The organism is Allocoleopsis sp. (genome assembly GCF_036703385.1).
Lineage (GTDB): Bacteria > Cyanobacteriota > Cyanobacteriia > Cyanobacteriales > Coleofasciculaceae > Allocoleopsis.
This window is the reverse complement of record NZ_DATNPA010000729.1, coordinates 1-19,385: the sequence shown is the minus strand read 5'-3', so window position 1 is coordinate 19,385 and position 19,385 is coordinate 1. Positions and strand designations below refer to the sequence as shown.

The following is a 19,385-nucleotide window of genomic DNA, read 5'->3' as shown; positions in this document are numbered from 1 at the left end:
CCACCATACGACCAGATATCAGCATCACCAAGACCAATGGCTCTCGCAGCAGTATAGTTACCCCAGCCACTCAGAACAAGTTGTGGCGTGAAGGCGAAGGTCGCTTCGAGTCCGTAAGAGTTGCCGACAAGAGGACGCCCCGTTTGAATCTGAGATGCAATACTCCCTTCACCATGACGCAGGTTGGAGCGATCATATAAATGAACGTAGGTACCAGCTACGCGGAATTTTTGGGTAGGCTGAAACGTGACCTGACCAAGAGCAAGGAAGTTACCATCAAAAAGACCAAACTTTTCGTCGGGAACGTTACCATTTTCCGCTAAGTAACCCAAGTCTACTCGGATAGGGCTTTTTCCACCCAACGATACGGCAGCGCCGGCACCAGCCTGACCCCCCATACGATAAATGGGGCTATAGCGCCCAAAGCGGGATAGGGCACCAGCACCACTGGAGTCAAGACCAGGGTTGAGAGGATCTACAATGTCTTCAGTCTGGCCTCTTGCAAAGAGGGTGACTTGGGCTAACTTGCTAACTGGAAAACGATAGAACAGTCGTTCGAGCAAGACATCGTTTCCATTATCCGCTTGAAAGCCGAATCGACCTTCTCTAGTAATGTTTGTACCTGGGGGATTTCCTGCGGAGTTGTTTCTCAGGGGACCGAATTCAGTAATGTTAGCAGCCTGAAGACGAGTGCGTAAGAGGTCTTTCCCCGTGAAGCTGGTTTCAAAGTTAAGCCGTACCCGGTCTTGAAAGACGGTTTCGGAGTTACGGTAATCAGCTGTCGGATTCAGCAGGGTCGGCTTCCTGGCTGGAGAAAGAGCCGCTTGATCGCCAAACAAATCGGCAATGTTGAAGATAACTTCCCCTTTCAGCTTGGTCGTCGTCGAGAACTGATGGTCTTCCAAAAACGCCGTCCGTCCTTCCAGCTTATCCACTCGCCCACCTAAGGCGGTCAATTCGGTGCGGAATTCGTCTACTAGGCGCTGGAGCGTTTCTAAGTCCTTTTTGCTAGCGAAGCCTTCACCACCGCCTTGGATGATCCGCTCAACTTGCTGTAAGCAGGCATTCAATCCAGCCGCAAATTCATAGCGCGTCATCGCCCGGTTGCCCCGGAAGGTTCCATCCGGGTAACCTGCAATACAGCCGTAGCGCTCTACCAGAGAACGTAATGCTTCGTAAGCCCAGTCAGTTGGTCTTACATCACTCAGCTGGGTGACATTGGTAACTTGGTCGAGGGAATCAGCACTAGTTCCACCGTTGTCTTGTTGGTATTGTTCGACTTGCTCCAAAACATCGGAAGATTCAGCCGTTGTGTTGCCTGTGGTTGGTACCTGCTGAGCTAGGCGGCTTTCTGCACGGTTCAAATTTGCCGTCGGCTCTGAAGAGGTCAGCGGGGAAACTGAGGTTTGGGTAATTGTGTTCTCAGGCAGCTGGCTTGAGGCTTCAACAACGCTTTCAGGAGAAAGTGTAGCTTGGCTAGCACTGCTAGGAATAACTTGAGTTTCAGGCCGCTGAGTTGACGAGACCACAGGGACTTCAGTAAGATTTGCGGCTGTCTGTTCAGAATTGCCCTCGCGTGCGTAGGCATTACCAGCAAACAGTAAAAACGATCCCAGCAGAACTGGACTGAGTTTTAAAATTTTCCAGAACAGGGTTGACATGATGCTTCTTACTCCTCACTCACACCTATAGAGACTATCAAGAAACACGAAGCATGAACGAGTCAGCCTCAAATTTCTTGATTTGATTAAACACCATCGAAATCAATTCTCATCGCTTAGGTTATCATCTTTTTTTATCAAAAGATAACTTTTAAAAATTTTTTTGATGGATAAATTAGCCCCAATTAAACTAAATTGATGGAAATCCTGTTCCTTCAATGAGTTGCACAAAGTGTAGAAGCGGCGCAAGTTAAGAACAGCACCAGCTATTTATGTAATTGTGTATACATTTGGATTGAGATTGACAACGCAATAATTCTTGAAACTATTATAGTGTTTTCATTTGGGATGTAAAGTACAACCCTTGCTGGATAAAGCTTTTAGCACGCTCTCTGTTCACAACCCATTTGAAAACGCTATATAAGCAAAAAGCTTGAATGCTCTTGTATTTCATTGAACCCTAGCTTGCTTCTCGCCAGAGATTAACATAATCCCCAGCTAAAATTTCCTATCCCAAATCGTATTAGCGATTCTCAAACCCTCATAATTTATTTGGAATCGGAACGATAAAGTGCAACAAAGGCTGGCTTTAGCGGTGCGTTGTAAGCGATCGCCTAAGTCTTGGGTACAGTACTGGCTTTGTTCCTGAGATAGAATATTGCCAAGGCTAGTTCGGTTGCCGCGAGATAGAGGGATCAGACATGTTTAGTAAATCGATTTACCAAACACGTCTCTTGTATAGATAGTAAGGCTGTCAGTTTAGGAATAGGTAAGATTGGGGTAATCCTGAGGTTAACCTACCAGTTGTTATATTTTTTCCTTTAGGCTTTTACTTTTATTAGCGGTGACCTGTGACAATGTAAGTCACTCGTTGACCGATGTTGGTCGCATGATCGGCCATTCGCTCTAGATGACGGATCACTAACGCTAACAAGAGAATGGGTTCCACAATTCCTTTGATGTCCTGCTGATGAGCCAGGGTGTGGTAAAGCGTGTCGTAAGCCGTATCAACTTTATCATCCAGTTCCTTGATTGATCGCCCAGCATTCGCATCTAAATCGGCTAGCGCTACTAAGCTAGTAGCGAGCATCGCTTGGGCATGATGGGACATCACCTCAATCTGAGGCAAGCAACCATGAGGCGGGTACGGTAAGAGCTTGATGGCGATTTCTGCTAAATCTTCAGCATAGTCACCGATTCGCTCTAGGTCTCGCACCAGCTGCATAAAAGCACTGAGCAGACGTAAATCTTGTGCCACTGGAGCTTCGAGCGTCATCAATGTGGCACAATCTAGCTCAATTTGGCGATAGTAGCGATCAATTTGCTTATCAAGTAAGGGAAGGGATTGAGCCGCTTCCAAGTTTTGGGAGAATAAGGCTTGGTGGCTCAGGCGAAACGAGTTTTCTACCAACGCGCCCATGCGCAAGACATCTTGCTCTAAGCGCCTGAGGCTGCGTTCAAAATGGACACGTTCAGAATTGCTACTTGCAGAAGATAGACTCACCTCAAATTGCCTTAAAGAATCAGAGCGAGCATGGACTACTATTTACAGTGATAGCAAATCAAAGTTAACTTAACTTAAATTTTTGTGATCTGGCAGTTTAATTTGTAACCAAGCTCCTCCTGTCTCCGGATGATTCCTTGCCTGGACAGTACCCCCGTGCGCCTGAATAATTTGTTGAATAATTGAGAGTCCCAAGCCGCTACCACTGCTTCCTACTAAGGTAAAAGGCTCAGACGTGCCTTGTGACTTTTGTCGTGAGGGATCTCCTCGGTAAAGTCGCTTAAAAACATGAGGTAAGTCTGAGTCGGCGAAGCCAGAGCCTGTGTCAATCATATCGATTTGAATCAATGAAGGTGAAGCGTCGCTATCGGGCTGGTCGGAGGCGTTGCTAAAAGGGGGAGAATCAACAGTCCCCTCGCTATCGAGTACTTGTGCTTCTCTTGCCGTCACTTCAACCCGAATCGTTCCTTGGCGATGGCTGTGTTTAATACTGTTATCGAATAAATTGAGAAAAACTTGGGTGAGGCGAGCTTCATCGGCTCTAATCCAAAGGGTGTCGGGCCCAACATAGGCAAGACACATTTGCTTTTGTTGTGCTAAGGGTTCTAGGGTTTGCCAAGCTGACTGAATTAAAGAACGCAATTCTAGAGATTGGTAAGTGAGACTTTTGCTAGGATTTTTCTCCAGATTGCTGAGTTCCAGCCAATTTTGTATGAGGTTAATCAGTCGGTTTGTTTCGTGTAGCAGTTGTTCAACCCAACGGCGTGCTGGATTCTCTAGACGCCCCTGCAAGGCTTCCGCTACCAAGCGAATTGAGGTCAGAGGCGTTCTCAGTTCGTGAGCTAAGTCAGAAAACCACTGATTCCGGGATTGAGCAAGTTCGATGAGAGGTTGCCGATTTTCCAGAAAGACCCCAACATGTCCGTGAGGGAGCGGCCAACTCGACGCGCGTAAGGTGAGCGATCGCACTTCTCCCATTGCTTCCCCATCTAAACAAGGGGGGTGAAACACCCATTCCTGGATAGTCGGTTTTTGCTGGTGACGAGTTTGTTCAATGAGCTGATCGAGTTCGTAGGAACGCACCAGTTCCAGCAGTAAGCGTAGCTGTCTGGGTTCCCATCGATCAATTTGCAATAAATGACGTGCCTGATCGTTGCAGCAAAGCAACCGATTCTCTTCATCCACCTGCAAATATCCTAGTGGAGCTACCTCTAGCAGTCGCCGCCACGTTTGCAGTCTTTCTTCCAGCTGTGAGCGATGCTCATTTGCTTGTGCAATTTCCTGCCGCAAGCGAGAAACGACTGACATAGCTGTACTAGAGGCATCCGTCTGTAAGACACCCAACATTTGCTTGAGTTGCCGTTGGAGCCGTTGCCTCTGCCAAAGCCAAAACCCTATTCCCAGAGCCAGACCCAGTAAAAATGCGAGTAGGGTCATCGTTTATCGGTTGCAAGGTTGAAGGTTTGCAGGTTGAAAGTTCAAATATTGTAACGTTTCACCCCTACTATCACACATTCCACTTTTAATGGATCGAACTCTATAACTGTGTGCGATCGCAGCCAACCTTCAATCTTGAAACGTTCAACCTTCTAACCTTTAACGTTCAACCTTCAACCGAATCGGTAGCCGAAACCACGCACCGTAATCAGATATTCTGGCTGGCTGGGGTCTTGTTCTAATTTCTCCCGCAGCCAGCGAATATGAACATCCACTGTTTTTGTGTCCCCCAGAAAATCCGGCCCCCACACCTGATCAATTAACTGTTCGCGTGACCAAACCCGGCGAGGATAACTCATGAATAACTCTAAAAGCCGGAATTCCTTCGGTGATAAGTTCACTTCTTTGCCCCGAACCGTTACGCGGCACTCTTGAGGATAGAGCGCGACATCCCGCATTTGTAGCATGGGTGTCTGGGGCAGAGCGCTCAAGCGTTGACGACGGAGTAAGGCACGACAACGAGCGATCAGCTCCCGCATACTGAAGGGCTTGGTGAGGTAGTCATCTGCTCCGACTTCTAACCCCAAAACCCGGTCTGTTTCACTGGCTTTTGCGCTGAGAATCAAGATCGGGACAAAGTTACCGTGATAACGTAACAAGCGACACAGATCTAACCCATTGATTTGGGGCAGCATCAGATCCAATATCAATAAGTCAAATTGGAACTCCCTGTCGGTTGGCTCTGAATCTTGAAAGAGTGCTAGTGCTGTCCGCCCATCAACAGCTGTGTTAACCTCATAGCCTTCTTCTTCTAAAGCGAGAACAAGCATTTCCCGAATTAAATCTTCGTCTTCCACAACCAGAATTCGCGTCGCTTGAGCCAGCTCTGGACGGGTAGGACTCTGCGGTAGATCGAGAGAAAGCATAAACTAAGTAACCGAGTATTTTGAAGTTCTAAGCCTAGGTATACACTAAAACTCTTCCTTCAAAGAGAGAAAAAGAAAGGTTAAGGAGTGTACCTCTTCTTAGTACAGCTTTACACAAACCTGTAATCCCTAGTGTTTTAAGACTTAATAAGTTTTGCTTGAGTTTGTTGCTGATGCCAACTTATTGCAATAATATGCACAAAGTGTAATACAAGTCATACGTTTAGTATGACAGATAAAGGGGTTGACAGTATGAACGCAGGGAGCTGAGCTATATAGCCCTCTCGCTTCAGCTGTTTTATAGGTTGCACGCATCAGGGTTATCTACTTCAGCTTCAAGACTGTTCGGATTAGGCAGACTTAACCCCCCGCCTCTTCACCAAAGCTCCGGCTTTGCCAGAAGAGGAAGGGGGAGTCTTTCCTCCCTTTTTTCCTAGAGAGGGGTATGGGGGAGAGGTTAACCGAACAGTATTGACTTCAGCTTCAATCTTATAAGTCTCCAATTCCGCTCCGGGTTGGAGCTATAAGTGCATTGCAAGCGTTACTCGTCGCATAATGGCATAGCCTATGTTTCTGGGTTTAGGCCGGCCTGATTCGCGACAAGTCCTGCCATCGTCTACTGAGCATACAGAGCCTAAAGATTATCGACGCGAGACTAAATGACAATGCTGCTACATTTGTGTACTTGGACAGAGGTTGAGGCTTACCTAGAGCAGTCTTCAGGCATTATTTTGCCCGTTGGTTCAACAGAGCAACATGGACCCACGGGACTAATAGGCACCGATGCGATTTGTGCAGAAGCGATCGCCAAGGGTGTTGGCGAAGCCACTAACGCCTTAGTTGGCCCAACCATTAACGTAGGGATGGCACTGCATCATACGGGATTTCCTGGCACGATTAGCTTGCAACCCAGTACGTTAATTCAGCTCGTTCGAGATTATCTCACTAGCTTGACCAGAGCGGGGTTTACTAAATTTTTCTTTATTAATGGTCACGGTGGTAATATTGCCACCTTGAAGGCGGCTTTCGCGGAGAGTTATGCTCACTTAACAGACTTGAATATTCCCAATGCCGAGCGGGTACAGTGCCACGTTGCCAACTGGTTCACCTGTGCTTCTGTCTATAAGTTAGCGAAAGAATTGTACGGTAACCAAGAAGGCTCCCATGCCACGCCTAGCGAAATTGCCGTGACTCAGTATATTTATCCTGAGGCTATCAAGCACACCCCCTTGCTCGCCTCTGTTGCTTGCGGACACACGATCTACGGTGCAGTAGACTTTCGACGGCGCTATCCCGATGGACGTATGGGTTCTAACCCATCTTTGGCAACGCCGGAACATGGGAAGCGATTTTATGAGCTATCAGTTAAAGAATTGAGTGGTTCATATTTGGAATTTTTGAATGCGGATTGATGGGTTGAAAGTTAGCAGATTGAAAGTTAGCAGGTTACAAAGAGTAGTATCAACCTTCAAACCTTTAACCTTCCAACCTTCAACCCTCTAACATCTCCTCATCACCGTCATCATCCAAATTCTGGCGCAAACCTCCAGGCAAGGCAGCAATAATCGCATCGAGCACTCTACCTACCGGGATGATTTCTAAACCCATATCCGGTAAGGTTTGCCCTTTGGGAATAATTGCTCGCTTGAAGCCTAACTTGGCGGCTTCTTTGAGGCGGAGTTCCATTTGAGAAACCAGTCGCACCTGTCCACCTAAGCCCACTTCACCGATCATAACTGTGCGGGGATCGACAATGCGATCGCGAAAACTGGCAACAACTGCGATCGCCACCCCCAAATCAGCCGCCGGTTCCTCAACGCCCAACCCGCCCGATGTGGCAACGTAGGCATCTAACTTCGATAGGGGAATCCCCACCCGCTTTTCCAAAACCGCGAGAATTTGTTGCAATCGGTTATAGTCTACACCTGTGGTTGAGCGACGAGGTGAACCATAACTAGCCGGACTCACTAGCGCCTGCAACTCTACCACGAGTGGACGGGTGCCTTCACAAGCCACAACGGTAGCTGTGCCGGGACTACTTTCATCTCGGTTGCCTAAAAACAGTTCAGAGGGATTCAGGACTTCCTGCAAGCCTTTATCCACCATTTCAAAAATGCCAATTTCGTGGGTGGCACCAAAGCGGTTTTTTACAGAACGCAGGAGGCGATGAGAGGCAAAGCGATCGCCTTCAAAATACAGTACCGTATCGACTAAGTGTTCTAATACCCTTGGGCCTGCGATCGCACCTTCCTTAGTAACATGCCCCACAATCAGCAACGTAATATTCTCCCGTTTCGCCACCTGCATCAGTGCTGACGTACATTCCCTCACCTGTGCTACGGAACCGGGTGCAGAAGTCAACGCGGCAAAGTACAGCGTCTGAATACTATCAATCACAGCAACCTGCGGCTTGAGGGACTCTAACTCCCGCAGTACTTCTTCCAAATCGGTTTCTGGGAGCACGTAGAGGTTGGCATCCGCCTGGGGTTGGGATGGTGTTCCTGGAGTTGCTGGGCTTTCTGAACCCACAGAATCTTTGTGTCCGTTCTGTGAGGACTTACCTCGCTTTTTCGCTGCGCCGTTCGGTATCTCCTCCTCTACGGGTTGAGCTCCAACGCCCAGGCGAGATGCTCGTAGTTTTACCTGTTGTCCCGATTCTTCTGCACAAACATAAAGGATACGATGATTCTGGGCTAGCTGATTCGCTACTTGCAGCAGTAGCGTCGATTTCCCAATCCCCGGATCGCCACCAATCAACACCAACGAGCCCGGAACAATCCCTCCCCCCAGTACCCGGTCTAGTTCAGTGTAGCCGGACGCAAACCGCATCTGGACATTGTTAGAAATTTCCGAGAACTTGAGCGACGATCTCGGTTGCGCTGGACCTTTACTAGCTGACTTGCGCTCAGAGCGGGTATTTGATTGCCAACCACCCCGATTAATATTGAGAGGGGTTGATGATGTTAACACCTCTTCTTCCAGAGAATTGTAGGTGCCGCAGGCTGAACATTTGCCAAACCATTGTGAGAAGTTTTCTCCACATTGGTTACATATATATACAGATTTAGTCTTTGCCATCCTGAGCTAAAGAAGTGTTAAGGATTATTAAGGAAATCTTAATAATTAAAGAAATAGGTAAGATAAGCAGCAAACCGCCAAAGGATAGAGTATTCAACTCTTAAAAAACCTTCTTATAGCGTTATATCTTAGAGATAAGCTACTCAATAAATTAACAATTCGCCGAGCATCTTTTGGGAGTACTGAGTCAATTGGAAAATCATAAGGAAAAAATCCTGGTTGTCGATGATGAAGCCAGTATCCGCCGCATCTTGGAAACTCGTCTTTCCATGATTGGCTACGATGTTGTCACGGCAGCCGATGGAGAAGAAGCTCTGGAAACCTTTCGTAACGCTGACCCTGACCTGGTCGTGTTGGATGTGATGATGCCGAAGCTCGATGGTTACGGGGTCTGTCAGGAATTGCGAAAGGAATCCGATGTCCCCATCATTATGCTAACGGCATTAGGGGATGTTGCCGACCGAATTACAGGTCTAGAATTAGGAGCAGATGACTATGTTGTCAAGCCCTTTTCCCCAAAAGAGTTGGAAGCCCGCATCCGGTCTGTATTACGACGGGTTGACAAGGTAGGTGGTTCTGGCATTCCCAGTTCTGGCGTCATCCATGTCAGCAGTATCAAAATCGATACCAACAAGCGGCAGGTTTATAAGGGAGATGAGCGCATTCGACTCACGGGCATGGAGTTCAGTCTCCTGGAACTATTAGTAAGCCGCTCTGGGGAGCCCTTCTCGCGATCGGAGATTTTGCAGGAAGTCTGGGGTTACACACCGGAACGCCACGTCGATACCCGTGTGGTAGATGTCCACATCTCACGGCTACGAGCCAAGTTAGAAGATGATCCCAGCAATCCTGAGCTGATTTTGACAGCACGAGGAACGGGTTATTTGTTTCAACGGATTATTGAACCAGGGGAAGAGTAATTAGAACGGAACCATTCACCAGCCCTCATTTAGGAGAATTGAATCACTTGGAAAGTCATACAGAAAAAATCTTGGTTGTCGATGATGAAGCCAGTATCCGCCGTATTTTGGAAACTCGTCTTTCCATGATTGGCTATGAAGTCGTCACGGCGGCTGATGGGGAAGAAGCTCTGGAAACCTTTCGCAGGACTGACCCTGACCTGGTCGTGTTGGACGTAATGATGCCGAAGCTCGATGGTTACGGCGTTTGTCAGGAATTACGAAAGGCGTCCGGTGTGCCTGTCATTATGCTCACAGCCTTGGGCGATGTTGCCGACCGAATTACAGGTCTAGAATTAGGGGCAGATGACTATGTTGTCAAGCCTTTTTCCCCCAAAGAGTTGGAAGCCCGGATACGCTCTGTATTACGACGGGTTGACAAAGTTGGGGCTTCCGGAATTCCCAGTTCTGGCGTCATCCAGGTCAGCAGTATCAAAATCGACACGAACAAGCGGCAGGTTTATAAGGGAAATGAGCGCATTCGGCTCACGGGTATGGAGTTCAGTCTCTTGGAACTATTAGTGAGTCGCTCTGGAGAACCCTTCTCGCGATCGGAGATTTTGCAGGAAGTCTGGGGTTACACACCGGAACGTCACGTCGATACCCGTGTGGTAGATGTTCATATCTCACGGCTACGAGCCAAGTTAGAAGATGATCCCACTAATCCTGAGCTGATTCTGACGGCACGAACGACGGGTTATTTTTTCAGGCGGATTACTGAATCAGGGGAGGAGTAATTGAGACAAGATTAAAAATTAAAAACTCACTGAGGGAGCTTCCTTTTTTAATTTTTACTCTTGCATTTTTACTAAATTGAGTATGCGTCAACCCGATCAAAATTATATGCTGCGGCAGCTACCCTTCGTCGTTGGGGGGTTAGCAGGTATCTTGCTGCTGACTAACCGTTTGCTTACGCCCCAACTGACGGAGGCTCAGGCACGCTCAGATGCTCTAGGCGTGATTTTAAGCGCAGTGTTGATTTTGACTGGTTTACTGTGGCAACAGGTACAGCCGCGATCGCCGGAAGCGGTTGACCTGATTGGAGAGGAGGGATTTGAACTAGCACCAGAGTTACCCGAACAGGTGAAAACTGAACTAGCATGGGCGTCGCATCTATTACTGACGAATACAGTGACGCGATCGCTGGTGGTTTTTTATGAAGGCAAAGTCCTGTTGCGCCGAGGAATTTTAGGCGTTAACCCACAAGTTAAACCGGGAGCTATTTTGACACGGGTACTGGAAAAACAAAAGCCCGTTTACCTGGTTAACCTCAAGCTATATCCAGGGCGAATTGAATTTGACTACCTGCCAGAAAATACTCAAGGGCTCATCTGCCAACCGATTGGCGATCGGGGGGCGCTGATTTTAGGAGCCAATGCCCCCCGTAGTTACACTAAACAAGATGAAAATTGGATCGAGGGGATTGCGGACAAACTGGCTTATACTCTGACGCGAGTAGCAGATGATGTCGCCACTGCTGAGATTTAAATGCTAATAACCATTCTTTACTGGATACTGATTGCCGTGATGCTAGTGGGTATTGTCGGGGCTGTGGTTCCCGGCATTCCTGGCCCTAGCTTGATTTTAGGTGCAATTTTAGTTTGGACGGTCGTCCAGGTGAGCCAGGGCGTTGCTCATGTTAACTGGCTACCCTTGATAGCGATATTTTTGATTTTGATACTGAGTGCTGGCGTTGAATTTTTAGCGACCTACTGGGGTGCCAGACAAGCAGGTGCTAGTAAGTGGGGGCAAATTGGTGCCTTTGTCGGATTAGCGTTAGGGTTTTTCGGTCTCCTCCCAGCTTGGCTGTTTGGTGGCCCACTGCTGGGTATTCTGATTGGCCCTCTGTTGGGAGCCATCATCGGAGAGTTTATCTATCGGCGGGAGTTGCCTGTAGGGGAAAGAACGAACCAGTCGGTTAAGGCGGGTTTAGGGGTCGTGGTGGGTTCGCTGATTGGGAATTTAATTGAGGGGTTGTTAGCGATCGCGGCGGTGATTATCTTTGTCGTCTCCACTTGGCCTCCGGGAGCTGGGGTATAAGAAATTCCGATGAAATCTTTACGGATAGGTCAACCATGCGGGATGACACCGCTCTTTCATGTGATTTTTAGCACATAGCTATCTAGATGTGGCATTGTAGACAGGTTATACTACAGGTCTTTGTGTTTATCGGATAGTATGGAACACGCCAAGATTACTTTTGCCAAAGAAATTGGGTTTAGAAAAGAACTAAATCGAAGAGTTAAGGATTATTTTAAATCTGAAAATATTTCCCCTAGAGATAATCCATCCATGTATCTCAAAACAGCTATTTTGTTTGGCTGGATTATTTCGGCTTGGATATTAATAGTTTTTGGCCCCTTATCCGGCTGGATGAGACTATTGGGCTGTATAATTCTCGCTTTTGGTATGGCAGGGTTTGTATTTAATATTGGGCATGATGCCATTCATGGAGGCTATTCCAATAACAAATATGTTAATGGGGTCTTGGGTTTGACTTATGATTTTCTGGGAATTTCCAGCTATTTATGGAGATATCGTCATAACGTATTGCATCATACTTATACAAATATCCCAGGGCATGATGTTGAAATAGATGGTGATGGCTGGGTGAGAATGTATCCAACTCAAGAACACCAATGGTATCACCGTTATCAACATATTTACATTTGGTTGCTCTATTGTTTTGTCCCTTTGTATTGGTCTTACTGTGATGTGGATTTAATTTTAAGAAAGGGCAAATATCACGGGTATAGCATCCCACGTCTCAAGCCTTCAGAGAAGATAACGCTTTTGGGATTTAAAGTGATTTGGCTTGCCTATGTGATTGGTGTCCCATTAGCTGTTGGATATACCCCATTGCAGGTACTTTTGGGAGTGCTTGTTACCTTTATGACGTATGGGGTGATTATCAACATTGTCTTTATGTTGGCTCATGTGTTGGATTCAGCCGATTTTGTAACAGCCAAGGGAGAGGTAATCGAGATAGAAGATGAATGGGCGATTCATCAACTAAAGACAACGGTAGATTTTGCTCCCAAAAACAAATTCATAAACTGGTATGTTGGAGGACTCAACTATCAAGCCGTTCATCACCTATTTCCAAAAGTTTGTCATATTCACTACCCCAAATTAGCGAAAATTGTGCAAGAGGTTTGCCAAGAATTTGGCGTTGAGTATAAGGTTTATGGAACGTTTAGAGAAATTCTGAGTTCTAATTATCGCTGGTTGAAAGCAATGGGGCGTTCACCTGCTAGGGTGAAGCTTGTCAGTGTGATGAATTCAGGTTCATGAACTGGAGTGATTCCGCTATGTGCAGGGCAGAGGCGATCGCATTCATTCAAAACTGATGTAAGCCAAGTCGGTTTCAGCCTATCTCGCTGCTGAATATAGCGTTTCTCTAAATGCGTATATAACCTTATAGGGGCAAGATATGTCGTGCCCCTTTCGCATATTCCATTCTCAAGTACCGCTCAGCCCGACTGCGCCATCCAAACGAGAAACCCCAGGATTTGCTCAACGGGAGGGTTCTATATGGGTGAGCATGGATTGAGTGTGCCAAGCCTGGTAAAAGGCTGGGTAGCTCATATGATGAGAACAGTGCCATATGACTTCGTAGCACTCACGGAATTGCTGAAAGTTCTGAGCGTAGGTTTCAGCTGATAAGTAGTTTTTCAAGGCTGCGATCACTCCTGGTAACTGATCGTCTCGCAAGATTTTATTCAAACTATCAGCCGCTTGCCTACGGATGGATCTGTTCTGAGTTGACTCCAACAATTGGAGTAACACCTTAACGGCTTCTGAATTGCCCGGATCAATTTTTCCTAAGCTATAAGCTGCTTGCCAAAGGGTATATTTATCCTCCGATGACTCAAGTATTTGCACTAATGCCTTGATTGCTTCTGGGCTACTCAAACCAATTTTCCCTAAGCTATAAACCACTTGCTGACGAGTGTATTCATTCTTGGTTGACTCAAGCATTTGCACTAACGCGTTGATTGCTTCTAAGCTACTCAAGCCAATCTCCCCCAAGCTAACAACTGCTCGCCTACGGGTGGATTCATCCTTAGTTAATTTAAGCAGTTGTACTAATGCTGCAATTGCTTCAGAATTACCTGTAGCAATTTTCCTTAAGCTCGAGGCGGCTTGCCTACGAATGGATTCATTCTTAGTTGATCTAAGCAGTTGCACTAATGCCATAGCTGCTGCTTCATTGTCTCTACCAATTTCCCCTAAGCTAGTTGCCACTAGTAAATGAATTTCTTCATCCTTCGTTGACTCAAGCATTTGCACTAATGTAGTAATTGCTTGAGGATTGCCTGCGCCATCATCTCTAGACCTATCAGCAGCACCTCGTTGCCAATAGGCGTATTCATCCTCAATAGACTTAATAAGTTGCACCAACGATGTGATTGTTGTTAAATTACCATTGGCAATTTTCCATAAGTTATACACTGCTAGCCTACGGGTATTCTCATCCTCAGTAGACTTAACAAATTGCTCTAATGCTGTGAGTGCTGTTTCATTACCTATACCAACTTTTCCTAAGTTATAAACGGCTTGCTGGCAAATGTATTCATTCTTGGTTGATTCAAGCACTCGTACTAATGCATTGATTACTTCTGGGCTATCAGAGCCAATCTCCCCCAAACTGTCAATCGTAAGTCTACGAGTAGTTTCATCCTCCGTTGATTGAAGCAGTTGCACTAATGCTGCAATCGCTTCAGGATTACCTATGCCAATTTTCCTTAAGAAAAATGCCACGTACCTACGGGTAGTTTCATCCTCCGTTGACCTAAGCAGTTGCACTAATGCCGCAATTGCCCTACGACGTTCCGTCTGTTGTAATGCAGCTCTAGCTGGGTTGAAATCCCCAATCCCCCACGTGACGAGTTGATCCACAATCCCATCACTCTGGCTATAGCCGGAAAACTCAGCAATTCCCGATGCAGCTAGAAAGTAGGCTCTATATTCATAAAATCCCCTGTATCGATACCCGTCAAAAAAGCCTTCTCCACATCCATCCTTAAACTCCACCAATACCGTGATAAATTCTTCCTTGTGTTCTTTTGGAACATCCTTCCGTCCCAACCACAGCAAAATCACCTCTTTCCAAGAAGGCTCAAAAATACGATAAGTACCTTGTGCTGGATTGTGGGGAATGTGGTTCAGAAAATAGTGCCAATCATTAATGGCTTGCGCTGCAAAATATTCCTGGAATGTAGGATGGTAGAAGGCATAAACCTTTTCACCTCGGTTTTCAACTTCTGCTGCTACTCCTACTTGATTGAGCCAACCCAACTGAAGTGCTAACTGAAACAATTCTGTATCAGGTTCGCCCAGTACCTCACAAACAAGGCGATGTCGCAGACGGAACTTGGTTTTTTCTTCAGAAATTGCTCTTTTCGCCAGTTCACCCAGCCCCCTATTCAACTGCCGACGCTGTGTTGAACTTGTAGGAAATCGCTCTTGTTTCCACTCATATAGCGCTTCGGTAAACTGCTGATAAAGGCCCGCTTTCGTATTCGGTAACCCTCCTTGCCCTAGCGCCCAAGTGCGACACAACAGCGCCAATCTCAGAGGATTTTTGACCGCATCCTTGATGCGCTCTCGTCCTGGCTGAGCTAACTCAGTCCGTAATTGCTCAGCTAATTGAGGCTTACTTTTGAACCAACGCTTGATAACCTGTCCTACCTGATCGGGAGTTTGAGCATCTCCATAGCTAAAGTCCAAATTGCGATAAGTCTCAAACGCTTCCAGAGCATTTTTCCCTGCATCCCAAACATTGAGCCGACAAGTCAGCGCTACTCTGGCGTCACCTACCCAACCTGTAATCTGATTCGCCATCCACTGTAAGGGCGCATTACCATATGCCCCGATACTCATTTCATCCACCGCATCCAACAGTAGCCACACCCGTTTACTGTTGAATAATTCCCCCAACGCATCCTGCATTGCCTCGGTGACACGCACTTTCCGGGTAGCGGCTTTGAGCCAATCCTCTAGTAAATACTGCTCCAGACTTTTCCCCTGCAAATCTGCCAAAGAAATCCAAATCGGCAAATCAGACGTGTTATCCAGTATCCATGCCGCTATCTTCTGCAACAGCGTGGTTTTCCCTGCCCCTGGTTCCCCAACGATCGCAATTCTTCGGCTTCGCCCCGGACGCAGCACTTGCTTAAAAAACTCATCTTGCTGAAACGTTTGAACAATTTCATCGATCGCTTCTGTCTCATATAAGCGCGAACCCTGTTCTGGGGAGACATCACCAATGCGTCGCTCGCGCTGTTTTCGCTCCATCAGTCCCAAGGGGACATAAATCTCATCCAACTCAAAGGCAACTCCATCCCCAGCCGTTAGGGGATTCGTTGTCAGTCGCCGTTGGTTTTGATGTGACAGCATGTCCTGGCAAACTTGCCGCCAATTAGTCCCTATAGCCTTCTGTGTTGGAGGCGTGTCAGTGGGTGAGGGAGATTTTACTTGGATGAGTGGCTCGTCTTCTATATATGCGATCGCGTGCCAGTCCAACCCCAATCTCTCACTAATTTCGATAAAGTAACTGTAGTCAACAGCTCTCCCAGTGAAAAATTTGTCGGTAGTCGAGCGAGAAATTCCTAGCTCCTCATATAGAGCCTTTCGACTGGGAAAGCCATGACGCCTTAGAGCCATATTGACCTGTTGTATATGCTCTGGGGCAACTCTGATTGACCGAGACATGGTCTTTTTTAGCAGAAATTTTCTCTTTTCATGCTGACTTTCTTTCCTCTCTAGCGCAAGTCAGGCATAAGTCAAGCAATCACAAGTATTTCTCAAGCCGAATCTCAAGCAGCCGTCGAGTTTGATGAGTTTATAGACAGCTAGCTGCCCAAGCACAACAGCAACAGCTTCTACAGTCTGCCCCCATCAACTTAACCCAACATCAATGCCGACCCACTTTTCTCAGGGAAGTTCAGGGAATCCCCTAAGTTTGCTCTGTTCCCCTAAGCACTTACCTCCAACTTTAAGAGTCCTTCAGCCTCCTTAGCAGGCACGTCGCTTAAGGGACGATCCCCCAAATAACCTGAATTTACTAACTCAAATCTCTCAAAGATTTTGACGCTACCCGTTGATTAAGGCCAAAGGAGCTACTTATGAAACTTAATTATTTTACAGCCTTGATGCCAATTATTTTAGCGGCAAACTTGTTCCAGCCCATTACACAGGCTCAAGAAATTAGTTCAATTGAGATTTCAACAAGAATTCAGATCGAGAGTCAATTGAGTCATGCTTCAGAAAAAGGGAGCGATCGCAAAGGAAACGCTAAGATTTTTCCCTTCGCTAGACAAAAGAGTGTTTCAGTCAGTGAAAAACAAGAGCCGCTCTCACCAAGACCTTCACCACCTGGAGGAAGTCGCTAGACTTTCTCTTCTATCAAGGCCTCCTCCTGTCCTTAAAAGTATACCGACTGAAATCTTGCATACCTTCTTATTAGCCAGAACTATATTTCCTTGGCTGTTATCTTCCATTCGTTCACATCCAAGTCATCAATACACGAGTCATTGTTAGAAGGAGTAATAAAAAATGAAAGTACCAGCGATTAACTTAATTCCCTTAAAAGCTGCCGTTAGTTCAGATTCTCCTACGACACTGGATGTCTTAGTCAGAATTATCCCGCCAACAGTTGAAGTAGAACTAAAAAGACCGACACTCAATATTGGTTTTGTTATCGATCGCTCTGGTTCAATGCACGGGCAGAAAATTGAATATGCCCGTCAAGCGGCTTGCTATGCCGTACAGCAACTGCTACCCACTGACCGTGTAAGTGTCACCATCTATGACGATCAGATAGAAACCCTGGTACCCAGCACCTTGGCAGTTGATAAAGCTAGCATTATTCGGAAAATCCAGGGTATTCATTCTAGAAACATGACTGCGCTTCATGCGGGTTGGACAGAAGGAGGAAGCGTAGTTGCTCAACATCTCAACTCCGAACACCTGAACCGGGTGATTCTGCTATCAGATGGACTCGCTAATGTGGGCGAGACGAATCCAGATGCGATCGCAACTGATGTACACAAGTTAGCACAACGTGGCATCAGCACAACCACAATGGGTGTGGGTAATGATTACGATGAAAAGCTGCTCGAAGCAATGGCAAATAGTGGTGATGGAAACTACTACTACATCGAATCGCCGCAACAACTCCCAGATATTTTCCAAACTGAACTGCAAGGGTTGATGGCAACTGTTGGTACTACAGTCAGTCTGGGAATTGAGCCGCAAGGGGGGGTCGAACTCATGGAAGTGCTCAATGAGCTAGAGGTGAATCGTAAGGGTCGTTATCAACTCACTAATTTAGTCATTGGTAACCCAATTGAAGTAGTTGTCCGGCTGCGAGTTCCACCCATGACGCAGACAGCAGATTTGTGCTATTTCCGGTTAGCCTGGAATGACCCTCAACTCTCAGAGCGACAAAAACTTCGGGTTGCTTTACAATTACCCGTGGTTAGTTCAGCTCAACTGCAAGAATTTTCCGCCAATCAGGAAGTACAAGAACAGGTTGTCTTAATGATGGCAGCACGAGCGAAAAAAGATGCTGTACGACTGGTGGAACGGGGAGACTATGAAGCAGCCAGGAGATTCCTGCAAGAAACCAGAGAGTTAGTTTTGAGGACTTCTAATTCACCTCAAATGCAGCAAGAGGCAGCTGATTTGGCTCAGTTAGAGGCTGAGCTTGATTCACGACAGTATACGAAGTTCAGCAAAACGAGTACTTCGCAAAGCTACTACCGTCATCGCAGTTCCAGTGAGCGGCATCGTCAGCGCCATCCTCAAAACATTCACAATCGAATTGAGGTGATCGAAGGTGACATCACTCAGCAAAAAGTGGATGCAATCGTTAATCCTACAGATGAGTCTTTTTCAGGCAATGGTGATGTCGATGCAGCCATTCATGCGATCGCTGGAACTGAACTCAAGGAAGCCTGTCGCCAACTCAACGGCATTTCTACGGGAGAAGCTAAGATTACGAATGGTTACAACCTACCAGCACGGTTTGTCATTCATACAGTCGGGCCAGTCTGGCAGGGAGGTAATCATGGCGAGGGTAAGATGTTAGCCAGGTGTTACCATAACAGCTTAGCTTTGGCAGAGCAATACTCTCTCCGAACCGTTGCGTTTCCATCGATTAGCACAGGAGCATTTGGTTTCCCCATTGAACTCGCCTCTCAAATTGCAGTGCGTGAAGTCAGTGGTTTTATGATGAGCAATAGTTCAGTTGAGAAGGTAATCTTTGTTTGCTTGGAGCAAAGTGCTTGCCAATACTACTTAGATGCTATTCGGAGAATTTGATATAGCGGTTCTTGGTTGGATGCGGTACACTCAAACCTCTCTCCTTGTAGGAGAGAGGCTTTGATTCTTTCTCCCACAACCCTAGTAGGGAACCGGAGATGAGAGTGATAGCGTTAGCCTCAGCGAGCGCAGCGTCAGCGAGCAAGCGAGACGAAGTCTGGAGCTGGGGGTGAGATTATTCGCTCTGTACTTCACGCATCTGAGAAACGCTATATAGGCGATCGCTTGCCAGTCCAGCCCCAACTTCTCACTGATTTCAACAAAGTTTAAATAATCAACGCGCTTGCCTGTAAAAAAGCTGGTGATAGTAGCGCGAGAGAGTCCTATCTCTATAGCTAAGCTTCCCCTGTGGAGCGATCGCATGATGGTGCTGCACTCCATGCGATCGCTCCCTTTAACTACACCGCTTGCATAAATAGCCAAGAAAAAGGTGATGAGTTGTATAGAGACATCACCAAACTGGATGTTTGCCAGTAGCATCACGTTTCTT

Annotated in this window: 14 protein-coding genes and 1 pseudogene; 8 read left to right on the top strand and 7 right to left on the bottom strand. The window is 46.7% G+C overall.

Translation table 11 applies throughout. From position 1 onward, the window contains the following. The 4 genes from V6C93_RS34440 to V6C93_RS34425 all read right to left on the bottom strand — a co-directional run. On the bottom strand, window positions 1–1,661 hold a 1,661-nt coding region (locus V6C93_RS34440; RefSeq protein ID WP_333481199.1), incomplete at its 3' end, for an iron uptake porin. 838 nt (window positions 1,662–2,499) lie between these two features. Continuing rightward, window positions 2,500–3,165, bottom strand: coding sequence for a phosphate signaling complex protein PhoU (gene phoU, locus V6C93_RS34435; protein ID WP_333481198.1), 666 nt, complete (start codon window positions 3,163–3,165; stop codon window positions 2,500–2,502). A 69-nt stretch (window positions 3,166–3,234) separates the two neighbouring features. Beyond that, window positions 3,235–4,602, bottom strand: coding sequence for a HAMP domain-containing sensor histidine kinase (locus V6C93_RS34430; RefSeq protein ID WP_333481197.1), 1,368 nt, complete (start codon window positions 4,600–4,602; stop codon window positions 3,235–3,237). Window positions 4,603–4,775: 173 nt separating this feature from the next. Beyond that, a complete protein-coding gene (locus V6C93_RS34425) occupies window positions 4,776–5,528 on the bottom strand; it encodes a response regulator transcription factor (protein ID WP_333481196.1) in 753 nt (250 codons plus the stop codon). Between the two features lie 665 nt (window positions 5,529–6,193). On the opposite strand from V6C93_RS34425, the gene V6C93_RS34420 reads away from it, so the two are divergent. Then, the gene (locus tag V6C93_RS34420) at window positions 6,194–6,940 is read left to right on the top strand and encodes a creatininase family protein (RefSeq protein ID WP_333481195.1); all 747 of its coding nucleotides are present in this window, start codon (window positions 6,194–6,196) and stop codon (window positions 6,938–6,940) included. A gap of 79 nt (window positions 6,941–7,019) precedes the next feature. On the opposite strand, the gene radA is transcribed toward V6C93_RS34420, so the two are convergent. Continuing rightward, window positions 7,020–8,606, bottom strand: coding sequence for a DNA repair protein RadA (gene radA / locus V6C93_RS34415; RefSeq protein ID WP_333481194.1), 1,587 nt, complete (start codon window positions 8,604–8,606; stop codon window positions 7,020–7,022). A 191-nt stretch (window positions 8,607–8,797) separates the two neighbouring features. Between radA and rpaB (V6C93_RS34410) the strand changes: the two genes are divergently transcribed. From rpaB (V6C93_RS34410) to V6C93_RS34390, 5 genes are all read left to right on the top strand, one after another. Beyond that, complete coding sequence (gene rpaB, locus V6C93_RS34410; RefSeq protein WP_333481193.1) at window positions 8,798–9,526, top strand: response regulator transcription factor RpaB; 729 nt, start codon at window positions 8,798–8,800, stop codon at window positions 9,524–9,526. Between the two features lie 47 nt (window positions 9,527–9,573). Continuing rightward, window positions 9,574–10,302 (top strand): response regulator transcription factor RpaB, encoded by a 729-nt coding sequence (gene rpaB / locus V6C93_RS34405; RefSeq protein ID WP_333481192.1) that lies wholly within the window; start codon window positions 9,574–9,576, stop codon window positions 10,300–10,302. 82 nt (window positions 10,303–10,384) lie between these two features. After that, window positions 10,385–11,053, top strand: a complete 669-nt coding sequence (locus tag V6C93_RS34400) for a cofactor assembly of complex C subunit B (RefSeq protein ID WP_333481191.1) — start codon at window positions 10,385–10,387, stop codon at window positions 11,051–11,053. Then, window positions 11,054–11,605 (top strand): DUF456 domain-containing protein, encoded by a 552-nt coding sequence (locus V6C93_RS34395; RefSeq protein ID WP_333481190.1) that lies wholly within the window; start codon window positions 11,054–11,056, stop codon window positions 11,603–11,605. Window positions 11,606–11,743: 138 nt separating this feature from the next. Next, complete coding sequence (locus tag V6C93_RS34390; protein WP_333481189.1) at window positions 11,744–12,859, top strand: acyl-CoA desaturase; 1,116 nt, start codon at window positions 11,744–11,746, stop codon at window positions 12,857–12,859. Between the two features lie 222 nt (window positions 12,860–13,081). Here V6C93_RS34390 and V6C93_RS34385 read toward each other — a convergent pair whose 3' ends face one another. After that, entirely contained in the window at window positions 13,082–16,282 is a 3,201-nt protein-coding gene (locus tag V6C93_RS34385) for a HEAT repeat domain-containing protein (protein WP_333481188.1), read from the bottom strand. 413 nt (window positions 16,283–16,695) lie between these two features. Here V6C93_RS34385 and V6C93_RS34380 point away from each other — a divergent pair, with 413 nt between their 5' ends. Together V6C93_RS34380 and V6C93_RS34375 are read left to right on the top strand one after the other, a co-directional pair. Beyond that, complete coding sequence (locus tag V6C93_RS34380; protein WP_333481187.1) at window positions 16,696–16,962, top strand: hypothetical protein; 267 nt, start codon at window positions 16,696–16,698, stop codon at window positions 16,960–16,962. Between the two features lie 163 nt (window positions 16,963–17,125). Continuing rightward, window positions 17,126–18,895 (top strand): macro domain-containing protein, encoded by a 1,770-nt coding sequence (locus V6C93_RS34375; RefSeq protein ID WP_333481186.1) that lies wholly within the window; start codon window positions 17,126–17,128, stop codon window positions 18,893–18,895. 81 nt (window positions 18,896–18,976) lie between these two features. On the opposite strand, the pseudogene V6C93_RS34370 reads toward V6C93_RS34375, so the two are convergent. Beyond that, window positions 18,977–19,385, bottom strand: a pseudogene (locus tag V6C93_RS34370) (hypothetical protein); the annotation flags it as partial.

Coding starts and splice junctions, on each gene's coding strand:
- V6C93_RS34395 (WP_333481190.1), top strand. CDS start 11,054: ATGCTAATAACCATTCTTTACTGGATACTGATTGCCGTGATGCTAGTG.
- radA (WP_333481194.1), bottom strand. CDS start 8,606: ATGGCAAAGACTAAATCTGTATATATATGTAACCAATGTGGAGAAAAC.
- V6C93_RS34385 (WP_333481188.1), bottom strand. CDS start 16,282: ATGTCTCGGTCAATCAGAGTTGCCCCAGAGCATATACAACAGGTCAAT.
- V6C93_RS34380 (WP_333481187.1), top strand. CDS start 16,696: ATGAAACTTAATTATTTTACAGCCTTGATGCCAATTATTTTAGCGGCA.
- V6C93_RS34430 (WP_333481197.1), bottom strand. CDS start 4,602: ATGACCCTACTCGCATTTTTACTGGGTCTGGCTCTGGGAATAGGGTTT.
- V6C93_RS34400 (WP_333481191.1), top strand. CDS start 10,385: ATGCGTCAACCCGATCAAAATTATATGCTGCGGCAGCTACCCTTCGTC.
- V6C93_RS34375 (WP_333481186.1), top strand. CDS start 17,126: ATGAAAGTACCAGCGATTAACTTAATTCCCTTAAAAGCTGCCGTTAGT.
- V6C93_RS34425 (WP_333481196.1), bottom strand. CDS start 5,528: ATGCTTTCTCTCGATCTACCGCAGAGTCCTACCCGTCCAGAGCTGGCT.
- V6C93_RS34420 (WP_333481195.1), top strand. CDS start 6,194: ATGCTGCTACATTTGTGTACTTGGACAGAGGTTGAGGCTTACCTAGAG.
- V6C93_RS34390 (WP_333481189.1), top strand. CDS start 11,744: ATGGAACACGCCAAGATTACTTTTGCCAAAGAAATTGGGTTTAGAAAA.